General features: G+C 72.2%; 9 protein-coding genes. 2 read left to right on the top strand and 7 right to left on the bottom strand.

Annotated features, from left to right (window positions below):
* Positions 1 to 11 precede the first annotated feature (11 nt).
* On the bottom strand, positions 12 to 731 hold the full coding sequence (locus HFL01S_RS17685; protein ID WP_066260996.1) for a Crp/Fnr family transcriptional regulator: 720 nt from the start codon (positions 729 to 731) through the stop codon (positions 12 to 14).
* Between the two features lie 214 nt (positions 732 to 945).
* Here HFL01S_RS17685 and HFL01S_RS17680 point away from each other — a divergent pair, with 214 nt between their 5' ends.
* The gene (locus tag HFL01S_RS17680; protein WP_066260995.1) at positions 946 to 1,542 is read left to right on the top strand and encodes a sterol desaturase family protein; all 597 of its coding nucleotides are present in this window, start codon (positions 946 to 948) and stop codon (positions 1,540 to 1,542) included.
* 17 nt (positions 1,543 to 1,559) lie between these two features.
* Here HFL01S_RS17680 and HFL01S_RS17675 read toward each other — a convergent pair whose 3' ends face one another.
* Both HFL01S_RS17675 and HFL01S_RS17670 read right to left on the bottom strand, forming a co-directional pair.
* Entirely contained in the window at positions 1,560 to 10,139 is an 8,580-nt protein-coding gene (locus HFL01S_RS17675; RefSeq protein ID WP_245644848.1) for a glycoside hydrolase family 94 protein, read from the bottom strand.
* Positions 10,140 to 10,382: a hypothetical protein gene (locus HFL01S_RS17670; RefSeq protein ID WP_066260994.1), complete on the bottom strand. Its 243-nt coding sequence runs from the start codon at positions 10,380 to 10,382 to the stop codon at positions 10,140 to 10,142. It abuts the gene before it with no gap.
* Between the two features lie 199 nt (positions 10,383 to 10,581).
* On the opposite strand from HFL01S_RS17670, the gene HFL01S_RS25930 reads away from it, so the two are divergent.
* Positions 10,582 to 11,190, top strand: coding sequence for a glycine zipper 2TM domain-containing protein (locus HFL01S_RS25930; protein ID WP_084383460.1), 609 nt, complete (start codon positions 10,582 to 10,584; stop codon positions 11,188 to 11,190).
* A gap of 45 nt (positions 11,191 to 11,235) precedes the next feature.
* Here the strand turns inward: HFL01S_RS25930 and HFL01S_RS25180 are convergent, their stop codons facing one another.
* From HFL01S_RS25180 to HFL01S_RS17650, 4 genes are read right to left on the bottom strand one after another with little or no spacing between them, the layout of a single operon-like run.
* Positions 11,236 to 11,385: a lmo0937 family membrane protein gene (locus HFL01S_RS25180; RefSeq protein ID WP_157538937.1), complete on the bottom strand. Its 150-nt coding sequence runs from the start codon at positions 11,383 to 11,385 to the stop codon at positions 11,236 to 11,238.
* A 28-nt stretch (positions 11,386 to 11,413) separates the two neighbouring features.
* On the bottom strand, positions 11,414 to 11,812 hold the full coding sequence (locus tag HFL01S_RS17660; protein WP_066260992.1) for a hypothetical protein: 399 nt from the start codon (positions 11,810 to 11,812) through the stop codon (positions 11,414 to 11,416).
* Positions 11,809 to 12,192: a hypothetical protein gene (locus tag HFL01S_RS17655; protein ID WP_066260990.1), complete on the bottom strand. Its 384-nt coding sequence runs from the start codon at positions 12,190 to 12,192 to the stop codon at positions 11,809 to 11,811. The genes HFL01S_RS17660 and HFL01S_RS17655 overlap by 4 nt, the downstream gene beginning before the upstream one ends.
* Positions 12,193 to 12,209: 17 nt before the next feature.
* Entirely contained in the window at positions 12,210 to 12,587 is a 378-nt protein-coding gene (locus HFL01S_RS17650; protein ID WP_066260988.1) for a hypothetical protein, read from the bottom strand.
* Positions 12,588 to 12,592: the final 5 nt, after the last annotated feature.

The following is a 12,592-nucleotide window of genomic DNA, read 5'->3' as shown; positions in this document are numbered from 1 at the left end:
GGGCCCGGGGATCATTCCGCCAGTTGGCGAGGCAGAAGCCGGTCGTATTCCTTCTTGACCACGGCGTAACACTCGCAGACGCGCGCTTCCAGCGCCGCCCGGTCCAGCACCGTGATGTGGCCCCGCGCATAGCGGATCAGACCCAGCCGCGCCAGCTTCAGCGCGGCCTCGGTCACGCCTTCGCGCCTCACGCCCAGCATGTTGGCGATCAGTTCCTGCGTCATCACCAGTTCGCTGCCGTTCAGGCGGTCCAGGCTCAGCAGCAGCCAGCGGCACAGCTGCTGGTCCAGCGAATGGTGGCGGTTGCACACCGCCGTCTGCGCCATCTGAGTGATCAGCGCCTGGGTGTAGCGCAACAGCAGGTGCATGACCGGCCCGGAGCGGTTGAACTCGTCCTTGATGACGCCGGCGCGCAGGCGATAGCCCTGTCCCGCGCTCTGCACCACGGCACGGCTGGGGGTGGTCTCGCCGCCCATGAACAGCGCAATGCCCACCACGCCTTCGTTGCCCACCACCGCGATTTCGGCCGACGCACCGTCCTCCATCACGTACAGCAGCGAGACGATGGCGGTGGTCGGGAAGTAGACGTGGCCCATGGTGGCGCCCGACTCGTACAGCACCTTGCCCAGGGGAAGCTCGACGGCTTCGAGCTGCGGTGAGAAGCGCCCCCATTCGGCAGAAGGCAATGAGGCCAGCAGGTGGTTGGCGAACGGTGGGGGCATGGGTTCCATGGGGGGCTCCTTGTCGGGGCGTGCAAGAACCCGCGCCCGTGATGTGTGACTTTTTCGAGTGTAGGCGCGGGTTCCCGCCGCGTATGTTCGACAGCGCACATACAAAAGAGCTGTGCACACGTGCCTGCGTTCGCTGCAGCACAGACCTGCGGGCGCACCGGGCCGAGCATTGAAAGGTCCGACATCCACGCCACAGCAGCCCTCAGGAGACCGCATGTCCGCCTTTTCCATCGAACACCCATCCAACCGCACCGACTTCATCGCCTACGGCCTTGCGGTGGCGACCCTGACCGGTTGGCTCACTCTGCAGGCACCGGAAGGTACGGGGTGGTCCCTGGTGGGACTGGCCCTGGCCGGCGTCGTCCTGTGGACCGCGCTGGAGTACACCCTGCACCGCTTCGTGCTGCACGGGCTTGAGCCCTTTGCGAGCTGGCACAGCGCACACCACCGTCGGCCGAAGGCGCTGATCGGCACACCGACGCTCGTGAGCGCGCCGCTGTTCGGCCTGCTGGTGGCACTGCCGGCGGTGCTGGCGCTGGGGCCCCTGCGCGGCGGAGCCCTCACGCTGGGCGTGCTCGCGGGCTACCTGGCCTATGTGGCCATGCACCATGCCCTGCACCACGCACAGATGGTTCATCCCTGGTGGCAGGCCCGCCGGTATGCCCACGCCCGCCACCACCACCTGCTGCAGCCCTGCTGCTTCGGCGTCACCAGCGGCTTCTGGGACCGGGTGCTGCGCACCAGCGGCCACAGCCCTCCTCGCAAGGCACCGGGCCGTTTGCACATCCCCGTGGTGCGCCGCCGCGGCTGAGCCGCACCGGCGACCGCTCAGTCCAGCGGAACGACGAACGTGCTGTCGGTTGGCCACTCGCGCCAGCGCAGGCGTTTGTCCACCCGCAGCAGGCCCGCGTTCAGTCTGGCACAGGCGGACAGGGCCGTGGACATGTCGGCGCGCAGCAGCACAAAGTGCAGGCGGTACCCGTTCCGCTTCAGCGTCAGTTCGGCACGCGGCCAGTGCAGCGGCAGACAGGGCGTGAACCACAGTTCGTCCGCCTGCAGGTTCAGGCCCAGGATGGACTCCACCGCGCCCCGGTGCAGCCAGCCGGCGGCGCCGGTGTACCAGCTCCAGCCACCACGCCCCACATAGGGCGGCTGGCTGTACACGTCGGCCGCCACCGCATAGGGCTCCAGCCCGTACGCCGGCCCCCACTGTGGGTGAGCGGCCCGGTGCGCTGGGCTCAGGCAGGTGAACAGCCGGTAGGGTGTGTTGCGGGCCCAGGCGTTGCCCGGCTCGCGCAGCGCCACCAGGGCCGCGGCCATCAAGGCCCAGGCGCCGGCGTGGGTGTACTGGCCGCCGTTCTCGCGTACGCCGGGCGGGTAGGCCTGGATGTAGCCGGCGCTGGGCACGGCGTCCACCAGCGGCGGGACGAGCAGGCGCACCAGACCGTGCTCCATGTCCATCAGTTCGGTGTCCACCGCCTGCATGGCCAGGTGCTGTCGCTCGGGCGTGGCTTCCCCCGAGAGCACCGCCCAGGCCTGGGCGATCAGGTCGATGCGGGCCTCGGCGCTGGTATGGCTGCCCAGGGCACTGCCGTCGTCGAAGAAGGCGCGCTTGAACCAGGCGCCGTCCCAGGCTTGTGTGGCCAGGGCCTGGCGCCAGCCCGCCAGCGCCGCAGCCCAGCGCTCCACCCGGTAGTGGTCGCCGCGCGCCAGCGCCAGCGGCAGCCAGGCGCGCACGATGTGGCACAGGAACCAACCCAGCCAGACCGATTCGCCCCGCCCTTCGTGGCCCACGCGGTTCATGCCGTCGTTCCAGTCGCCGCTGCCCATGAGCGGCAGGCCGTGCGCGCCCACGCGCAGGCTGTGGTCGATGGCGCGCGCGCCGTGCTCGAACACGCTGGCGCTGCGCGCGCTCACGGCGGGTACGTCGTAGCGGTCTTCGGCGCCCTCGGGCACTGGCGGACCGGTCAGGAAGGGGGCCGTCTCGTCCAGCAGCGAGGCATCGCCGGTGGCCTGAACGTGGTGCGCGATGGCCAGCGGCAGCCACAGCAGGTCGTCCGAGAAATGCGTGCGCACGCCGGCGCCACCGGGTTCGTGCCACCAGTGCTGCACGTCGCCTTCTTCGAACTGGCGCGCCGCGCACCGCAGGACCTGGGCGTGCAGCAGCGCCGGGTCGGCCCAGACCAGGGCCATGGCGTCCTGCAGCTGGTCGCGGTAGCCGGTGGCGCCACCGGCCTGGTAGAAGCCGGCCTTGGCCCACAGGCGCGACGAGACGGTCTGGTAGAGCAGCCAGCGGTTGACCAGGGCGTCGAACAGCGGGTCGGGCGTGTGCACCTGCGTGGCGCCCAGCAGGCGCTCCCACTGCGCCTGCGCGGCCTGTTCGCGCGCCCGCGCAGGGCTGCGCACGGCCTGGCGCATCAGGGTGCGCGCGGCCTCGGGGCTGGCGGCGTGGCCGATCAGGAACACCTGGTCGATGACCGCGCCCGGCCGCAGGGTGATGGGGCGAGACAGCGCGGCACACGGGTCCAGCCCCGCCCCGCTGCGCTGGCCCAGGCTTTGGGGCAGGACCAGCTGGCCGCGGGCATCGAAGAAGGCGCGGCGGTCGCAGGTCCAGTCGATGGCCTCGGGCGCGTCCACGCCTTCGTGCGATTCGCAGAAGAACGCGGTGCCGCCCCCCAGACCCGCGGCCGCCTCGGTCTGCGTGCACAGCAGGCCGGTCAGGCCGACTTCGGGCGGCGTCGCGAGGCAGGGCTGCGTGACCAGGGTGGCGCGGTCGCTGCGCTGTTCGCCCAGCAGCCATTCCACCAGGCCGGTGATGCGCAGGTGGGCCTTGCGGCCGCCCTGGTTCTCCAGCCGGATGCGCACCTGCTTGAGCGCCGTCACCGGGTCCACGCACCAGTGCACGCTGACCGCCAGCGCGCCGCGCCGGTGGCTGATGGAGGTCAGCCCCTGGGTGTGCGTGACGGCGTAGTCGACGTCCTGAGCACCCCAGGCCGACGGGGTCACGCTCCAGATGTCGCGGCTGCGCCGGTCCTGCAGCAGGAACCACTCGCCCGGCGGGTCGGCCACCGGGTCGTTGGACCAGGCCGTGAGCTGGTTCAGGCGGCTGTTGAGTGCCCAGGTGGGGCCTGCGCCGCTGTCGGACACCATGCAGCCGAAGCCGGGGTTGGCCAGCACGTTGATCCAGGGCCGTGTCGGTTGCTGGTCGGCGCCGACGGTGAAGCCGAAATCACGCCCGTCCGGACCGAAGTGGCCGCTGGACGGGCCGGGACTGGCCGGCAGCCGGCGCACCGGCACGGTCTCGGTGACCAAACCCTTCCACGCACTGGCCGTCGGTGTGGCATGCCGCTCGCTCCAGGCGCCCACCTGCGCCAGCAGCGGCCGGCCGTCGGCCACCAGGTGCACGCGCGCCAGGCGCTGCAACGTGGCCAGTTGGTCAGGCGAGAGCTGGTCGAAGCGCAGGCGGTGCAGCGCACTCACCGTGGGCGTGGAGCCCGCGGGCACTGAACCGGGCTGTTCGGTCATCAGCGTCAGCTCATGCTGCAGCGGCATGTGGTACGAGTGCGCCTCGTGGCTGAGCACCACCAGGTCGCAGGGCACACCGGCGCGGGCCCATTCGCGCTGGGCCTGGACCAGGGCGCGCAGCAGGCCCATGCCCTTGGTCGGACCGGCCGTGACCAGCACCAGGGGGCGCGTGCCCGACAGGCCCAGCGGCCAGAGCAGGCGCCGGTCGCTCTCGACGACCGGCGGGGCTTCGGCCACGCCAGGGTCGGCCATGGCCACCCGGGGCAGGGTCAGCACCAGCGCGGTGGTCAGCGCGTGCAGGGCCGGCAAATCCTGGGTGTGTGGCCGGCCCGAGGCCACCGGGATGCTGGTCAGCGTGGCCGACATGACCGAGGAGCGCTCCACGTAGCTGGGCTGGCGGTACTTGTCGACCACGGCCATCAGGGTGGCGGCGTCTTCGCTGGCGGCGGTGGCAAAGGTCACGCAGGCCTGCGTGCCGGGAGCCATGCGCAGCCGAACGCCCAGCGCGGCCACCGGGTCGAGGCCGGTGGTCAGGGTTTCGGGCCCAAGGGGCACGGCCTGCAGGTCGGCCAGCGGCTGGCTGGCGGGGTGGTGGCGGCCGAGCCAGCGGGCGCGGTCGGTCTGGCAGCGAAGCTCCAGCAACTCGCCCTGCGTGCTGGCCACGAAGTGCGCGGCCTGCAGCCGGCCTTCGGTGGGCAGGCGCGGTGTGCGCGCGAAGCGCAGCGCCTGCTGCGAGGGCAGCCAGTCGGCCTGCACGAACAGGCCGGAGAAGGCGGGGTGGGCCTCGTCCGCCGCATGGCTAGCGAGCGTGACGTCGAAGGCCGAGATCAGCTCCAGCTCGATGGGCTCGTCGCCGTCGTGGTGCAGCACCACCTGGCGCAGCTCGATGTCGTCCTCCGGGCTGACCCAGACGGTGGTGCTCACGCGCAGGTCGTCCCAGGCGGCATCGAACACCACCCGGTCGGTGTGGAAGTGGGCCAGGTAGCGCGCCGACGGGTCGGGCGCGGGGTGGCTGGTCAGCGAGACCGGTGGCAGGGCCGCGTCGCGCCTCAGGTAGAGGAAGCTGCCGTTTGCATCGCGCAGCGCGTCGTCGCGCCAGCGCGTGATGCCGGTCTGCCCGTGCCGGCTCCAGCCTGCGCCACCGGGCCGCAGCGTGACGGTGTAGCGCCCGTTGGACAGCAGGTGGGTCGGCTCCAGTGCCTGTTCGCCAGGCACCAGCGCGCGCACCGGTTCGGGCACGCGGGGGTGCAGCTCCTGAGGTACCAGGCCGGGCAGCGGCAGGGGCGGCGCCAGCTCGCGCGGGGCGCGTTCGTGCAGCAGCGAGGCCACCGCCTGCAGCCGCGGGTGGGCCATGCCCCAACGTTGGGCCACCCCGCCGTGCAGCAGGTTGGCCAGCGCCACGATGCTCATGCCCTGGTGGTGCGCCATGCTGGTGCGCACCAGGGTGTGGGCGTGGCCGTGGGACTGGCGCGCGGGGGTGTAGTCCAGGGCCTCGAAGAGGCCATAGCGTCCGCGCGCGCCCAGCCCGCAGAGCAGGCGCAGGTTGGTGCAGGCGGCGCGCGGGTCCACCAGCGTGGCCAGCACGCTCGCATACGGTGCGACCACGTGTTCGGCCGGCGGCGTGCGGCGCAGCGCCAGCCGGGCCACGCCCTGCGGGGCGTACTGGTAGGCCAGGGTCTGGTCTCGCACTGCGTAGGCGCTTTCGGACTGGCCCCAGGGCAGTCCGGTGGCCCGCACGCTGGCGCGTTGTTCGCGCAGCGCCGAATGCGCCGCTTCGCCCAGCGCGCTGCCGCGCGGTTCGGTCATCACCAGGGTGGGCATGAGGTACTCGAACATCGAGCCCGACCAGGAACGCAGCACCACGTGCTGCCCGCTGGCGAAGAAGGGCCGGCCCAGCGCCGTCCAGTGTTTGACCGGCACGTCGCCCTTGGCGATGGCCAGCAGGCTGGTGCTGCGCGACTCGGAGGCCAGCAGGTCGTAGAAGGCGGTGTCCAGCAGCTGATCGTCGGGCCGGTAGCCGATGTGCAGCAGGTGGCGCCGCGGGTGGTAGAGAAAGCGGAAGTCGGCCGCCCAGGCCAGGGCTTCGAAGGCGTCCGCCAGGGCCAGCAGGCGCCGGTGGGTGTGCGAATGTGATACGTCGCAGCCGGCATCGGCGGCGGCCTGGTCGCGCAGGGCCGAGCGCCAGGTGGCCAGGTGGTCGCCCAGCAGCCACTGCAACTCGTCGAGCGCGGTGGGCGCGCGGTCCACGATGCCAGGGTGGCCGGTGGGGGGCAGGCTCTCCAGCTCGATCGTGGCGGCCTGCAGCAGCGCAGGAAAGTCCACCGGCAGGGGCGTATCGCCGGGCGCCAGCGGCTCGGCCGCGAACAGGCGGCCCAGCGCGGTCTGCGCCAGCGGTCGATGCAGCCGCTGCGGCAGCAGATCCTGCAGGGGTTGCAGGCGCCGGTGCGAGCGCACGATCGCTTGCGCACAGGCGGCACGGCCGTCGGCATCGTGGGTCAGTTCGCGGCAGGCCTGGGCCACGGCCAGCAGGTGCACGCAGAGGTTGCCGCTGTCCACCGTCGACACATAGCGCGGCGGCAGGGGCAACAGGGTGCGGGTGTCGTACCAGTTGAGGAAGTGGCCGCGGTGGCGTTCGAGCCGGTGCAGGGTGGCGAGCGTCGCCTCCAGCCGGGTCAGCAGGTCCTGTGTGCCGATCCAGCCGAACCGCCGCGCGCAGGCGGCGCTCAGCAGGTACAGGCCGATGTTGGTGGGCGAGGTGCGGTGGGCCACCATCTCGTAGGGTGCGCTCTGCAGGTTGTCGGGCGGCAGGTGGTGGTCGGGCGCGTCCACCGTGCGCTCGAACAGGCGCCAGGTGTCGCGCGCCACGCCGTGCAGCCATTCGCGGTCCGCCGCCGACAGCGGCAACGGATGCACCGCCCAGGACCGGTTGGCCGCCCAGACCACCAGCGGCGCGGTGGCCCACAGCGCGAGCAGGGTCCAGCCCAGGGCACCGGGCTGCAAGCCGGCCACCCACAACGCCGCCGCCCCCGCCAGCGCCATCAGCGGCCCGGCGCGGTGGCGGCGCAGCGTGGCCCACAGGTCGGTGCCTAGATCCGCCTGGGCGGCCTCGGCGGTGGTCCATTGCAGCAGCTGGCGGTGGCTGCGGGCCAGGCGGTGCGCGGTGCGCAGCACGGCGTCGAGTGCGCGCAGCGCGTGCTGCGGCAGCAGGGCCAGCTGCCACAGGCCGGCAGCCAGGGCGCGCAGCAGGTCCAGCGAGGCGGTGACCACAAAGCGCTCACCGGCCAGGTCCCAGCGGCGCGGCACCCAGGCCGCCAGCGCCCCCATCAGCGGGCCGGCCGTGTAGGCGGTCACCGCGAGCACCAGGGCCACCGGCAGGCTCAGCCCCAGGCCGCCCAGCGACAGGACGGTCAGCGCCAGCGCCGCCGGCGGCACCAGCGAGCGGCGCAGGTTGTCCACCAGCTTCCAGCGGTTGATGGCGCCCAGGGGCCAGCGCCGGTACTGCCACAGGAAGGGCAGCAACTGCCAGTCGCCGCGCATCCAGCGGTGCTGGCGGGCCGCGTCGGCGTCGCTGTGCTCGGGTTCGGCTTCGAGCAGGGTGACGTCGCTCACCACGGCGCAGCGCACCAGCGCGCCTTCGAGCAGGTCGTGGCTGAGGATGCGTTCCGTGGGCAGGCGCTCGCCCAGCACCGCGTGCAGCGTCGCCACGTGCAGCAGGCCCTTGCCGGTGAAGCTGCCTTCACCGAAGAGGTCCTGGTAGGCGTCGGAGCTCATGGCGCTGTAGGGGTCGATGCCGCTCTGCCCGGCGAACAGCCACTGCCAGGGGGTCTGCACACCCTCGGTGGGCAGCGGCGGGATCAGGTGCGGCTGCAGGATGCCGTAGCCCCGCAGCACGCGCCGGCCACCGGCGTCCAGCACCGGCCGGTTCTGCGGGTGTTCGGCCACGCCCACCAGCGCGCGCAGGCGGCCGGGGGGCAGTTGCGTGTCGCTGTCGAGCGTGAGCACATAGCGCGTGTGTGGTGCGGTGCACGAGAGCTCGCCCAGGTCGAAGAACGGGCCGGGCTCGCCGGTGGCCAGCCGGGCCACCAGCTGCTGCAGCTTGCCGCGCTTGCGCTCCCAGCCCAGCCACTGGGCCTGGGTGGCGCTGAACGTGCGTGCGCGGTGCAGCAGCAGAAAGCGCGCGGGGGCGTCCGCGGCGACCGGGTGCTGCCGGTTGAGCGCGCGCAGCGCGTCGGCGGCATGCGCCAGCAGCGCGTCGTCGTCCGGGTGGTGTTCGGTGTCGGCGTCGGTCCAGTCGCTGAGCAGGGCGAACTGGGCGTGTGCCTCGGGGTTGGCCAGGTGGTGCAGCTGCAGACGCCGCACCAGGGCGTCGATGCCCGCGCGGTGACCGAGCAGCGCGGGTATCACGACCATGACCTGCGCCTCGGGCGGGATGCCTTTGGCCAGCAGCAGGCGCGGCAGGTGCACCGGTGGCACCGATTCGCTGATGAGCCGGTTGACCAGGGCCCCCACCGCTTCGGACGCGGGCAGCAGCATCAACAGGCCAGTGAGCGCAGTGTGCGCCAGCGCGGCCGGACTGGCGGTGGCCCACACCGGGCCGGGCAGCCACGCGGCCACCAGCCCGGCGCTGCCCAGCGCCAGCGCGCCCAGGTAAGCCGGCGTGCGCGAGACCCGCAACAAGGGCCGCCACCAGCCCCTGCGGTGCTGGCGCACACCGAGTGTGCGCTCCAGCTCGGGACGGCCGTCTCCCTGCAGCCAGTGCGAGGCCAGGCTGGGCGGGCGGGTTCCGCCCATGACATGGATCAGCTCGCGGGCCACGTGCGCGCCGCTGTGGCCGCTGTGCACCGACAGGCGCTCGATGGCGTGCAGCGTGGCGTTGCGGGTGGTGTCGTCCTCGGCGGCGAACACGGGCGAGGCCAGCATCTCGCGGATCACGCGGCTGGACCGGCTGACGATGTCCTGCCAGTCGGCCGCCCCGATCCGGCGCAGCGCCGTGACGGCATTGCCCACACTCAGGTGGTCGGCCGCCTGGTCGGCCGCTTCCTGCGCCTGCAGTGCGGCCAGGTCGGGCACCTGGACCTTCAGCCAGGCCTGGGCCTGTCGCTGCCCGTCTTCCCCTGGCATCGCGACCCGGCCGATGAGGGCCCTCACCAGGGCGCACAGGAACTCGGGGCCGACGCCGCGCCGGACCATGAGCGTGTGCAGGGCCTGCAGTTCCGGCAGGCCCATGCTGTTGATCCGCAGCGCGCACAGGCTGGCGAGTTCGCGTGCGGCCTTCTGGCTGGCAATGCGGTCGGCCAGGCGGCGCAGGTTCTCCACCAGGACCACACGCAGGGTCGTGGGCAATGCCCACAGCTCGCCCTGGCTGAGTTCCCGCGCATCCTGGTAGGCGTCCAGCAGCCGCACGAGCAGATCTTCGTCGAACGCGCTGTCGGTGTGCGCCACGTAGTCCCAGGCCACGCCGTAGATACGAGGCAGTCCGGCCAGCGGGGCGTCCAGCAGCACCGGCAGCGAGCGGTAGAAGCGCGCGGGCAGACCCTCGCGGATCTCGCGCAGCTGCGCTTCGATCAGCTGGAAGTTGTCGAACAGCCATTCGGCCGCGGGGCTGATGTCCTGCCCGGTCTGGGCTTCTTGCGCCACGAACTGGTAGGCCGCGCGCAGGGTGCGCACATTGCTCTGCAGGCGCGGGTAGAAGGTGGCCTGGCCGAAGCGGGCCGGCCCGGCGCGGTGCGTGCTGCCGAGGCTGTGGCCATGCTGCGCCAGCCGGTCCACACCGAAGAGCTCGGATCGGATCGGCTCCAGCGCCATGCCCCGGCGGGCGTCGAGCATGCCGTCAACAAGGGGTGGAATCCACTCCCACCGGGCCCGCAGGCTGGCCAGTGCCATTCAGCGCAACAGCCACAAGGCACCCAGCAGCAGGGTCAGCACCAGCGCGGTGGAGACCACGCGCGCGGACAGCACCTGCCGCAGACCGTCTGCACCGGACCGCAGGTCGCGCAGGCGCCCGCGGCGGGCGCCGCAGTCGCTGAGGTGGGCGCTCAGGGCGCTGTGTTCCAGGGCCGATGCGCCGGCCGGTCGGCCCAGCGAAGCGGTGTCCCAGGTGGGGGGGGAAGAAGGTGTGTGTGTCATGGTCTGCGCCTGTCTGGGGAGGGAGAAAGTGGCCGGTCGGCCCGCACAACGGTTGTAGGCACAGGGGGGGCAAAGGTCTGTGCGCCGTCGAACAGACCACCAGCGTTCTCAGGCCTAGCCTGATGACAGCGAACAAGGGTGGGACAGCCTGTGTCATCCCGTTCGTCGAACCGTTCGGTCCACCGTCAGGAGCCTCATCATGACCACCCGTCTTCCCACCCCTCGGACCCGCCTGTGCATCGCCGCTGTGCTGGTGCCGGCCTTCGCGGTCTTGTCCGGCTGCGCCGCACCGGCCCCTGCCGACCGTTATCCGGCCACGGTTCGGCCCAGCCACCCGGAGGCGGGGCCGTCATCGGGGCGGCGAGACTACCGGCGTGCGCCCGACGAACGGCTGTATGAGGCGAAAGTCCTTTCGGCGCGCGCCGTGATGACCGCCGGCGGCCAGCGCTGCTGGATGGAGCGCGAAGAGGTGCCACCGCCGCGCAGCAGCGCCAATGTCCCGGGTGCGCTGGCGGGCGCGGTCATCGGCGGCATATTGGGTCACCAGATCGGCGGCGGGTCCGGCCGGGACCTGACCACCGTCGGTGGTGTGGTGGCCGGCGCAGCGATCGGCTCCCAGGTGGGCCAGCCCTCACAGCGCGGCCCCGTCACCCAGGACGTCCAGCGTTGCAGCCCCTCGGGTGGCCGCGACCGGGTCGACTATTGGGACGTGACCTACGAGTTCCGCGGCGTCCTTCACCACGTTCAGCTGACCGACCGGCCGGGGCCGAGTGTGACGGTCAACGCCCAGGGCGAACCCCGGGAGTGAGTCGGGTGGAGCGGCCGGATCGGACCGGCTCGCTCCGCACCGGCATCACAGCGGGCTGCGCCCCTGGATCACGCGCAGCAGCACGATGACGATGGCGACCACCAGCAGGAGGTGGATGAAGCCCCCCAGGGTGTAGGAGGTGACCAGACCCAGCAGCCAGAGGATGAGCAGAGCGAGGGCGATGGTGTACAGCATGGCGGTTCCTTTCGAGGGGTGGAGAGATTCAGCGAGACGGTGGGCGGCTGGACGAACGGCTCCACCACCACAGCGCCAGACCGGTGACGCCCACCGCGACTAGGCTGGTCCTGGGATGGCGGCGTGCGAGCGTGATGGCCAGGTCCCACGGCGGGCGTATGAAGCCGCTCCCGACAGGGGATGGCGGCGGACCGGACCGCAGCCAGGCCTGTGCCAGCGCGCCCAGCACCACGGCCGTTCCCGGGTGGGCACGCAGACCACCCAGCAGCGGCAGTGCGCTGCGCACCGCACAGCCCAGTGCCGACGAAGCGGCGGGCGCCTGGCGGTCCAGTTCCAGCCAGCGGGCGATCTGTGCCCGGCTCTCGGCCAGACGCAGCTGTGCGCTGCTGGCAGGAAGCGCCGGGGAGATCGGTGTGGGCGTGTTCATGGCGCGGTGTGACCGGCCAGCAGGGCAGCGTCTTCGGCCAGTTGTGCGCGCAGCCGGGCCAGGGGTTCGCCGTTGCGGTGGGCCTGGGCCCGCCAGCACGCCGCCAGCCCGAGGACCGCGGGCAACAGCGGCGTGGCCACGAACAGCCACGCGGCCGGTGCCGCACCCGGCGCCAGCGACGCCCAAAGCAGCAAGGCCACCCCGGCCAGTGCCGCCGCAACCGCCAGACACAAGGCGCCACCGAGCTGCCACAGCAGGCGCCGCTGGACCGCGGCTGCGCTGGTGTGCAGCTCTTCGGACACCAGCCCGGCATAGGCGCCCACATGCGCGGCCAGCAGCATGGGCTGTGCCGCGGCCAGGCGGAATACGGGATGGATCATGTGCCGGCGTCCGTGAGTCAGTGGCCGTTGCCGCGGTGCCGGCTGAACAGCGCCAGCAGGCCCATGAGACCCGCCCCCACCGCGGCCGCGATCAGCACGGACTTGATCGGCTCGTGCTGGATGTACTCGGCGGTGGCCTGGCGCGCGTGCGAGGACTTCTCGCGCAGCTGCTGGCCTCCGTCGCGCAGGGCTTCCATGCCCCGGTGGGTGAGCGCGCTGGTGTCGTGCGCCAGCTGCTGCAGGGCGGCGCCGGTCTGTGCCCGCGCGGTGCCCAGTCCGTCGAGCCCCTGCTGGGCCAGGTGTTGTGTGGAGCGGATGGCGTGCTCGGTGCCGAGTGCGGCCTCGTGGGCCAGGTTCGAGGCTTCGTCGCCGAGGGTCTTGACGGTGGTGTTCATGGCGT

It is taken from the genome of Hydrogenophaga flava NBRC 102514 (assembly GCF_001571145.1).
Lineage (GTDB): Bacteria > Pseudomonadota > Gammaproteobacteria > Burkholderiales > Burkholderiaceae_C > Hydrogenophaga > Hydrogenophaga flava.
This window is presented reverse-complemented; position numbering and strand designations above follow the sequence as displayed.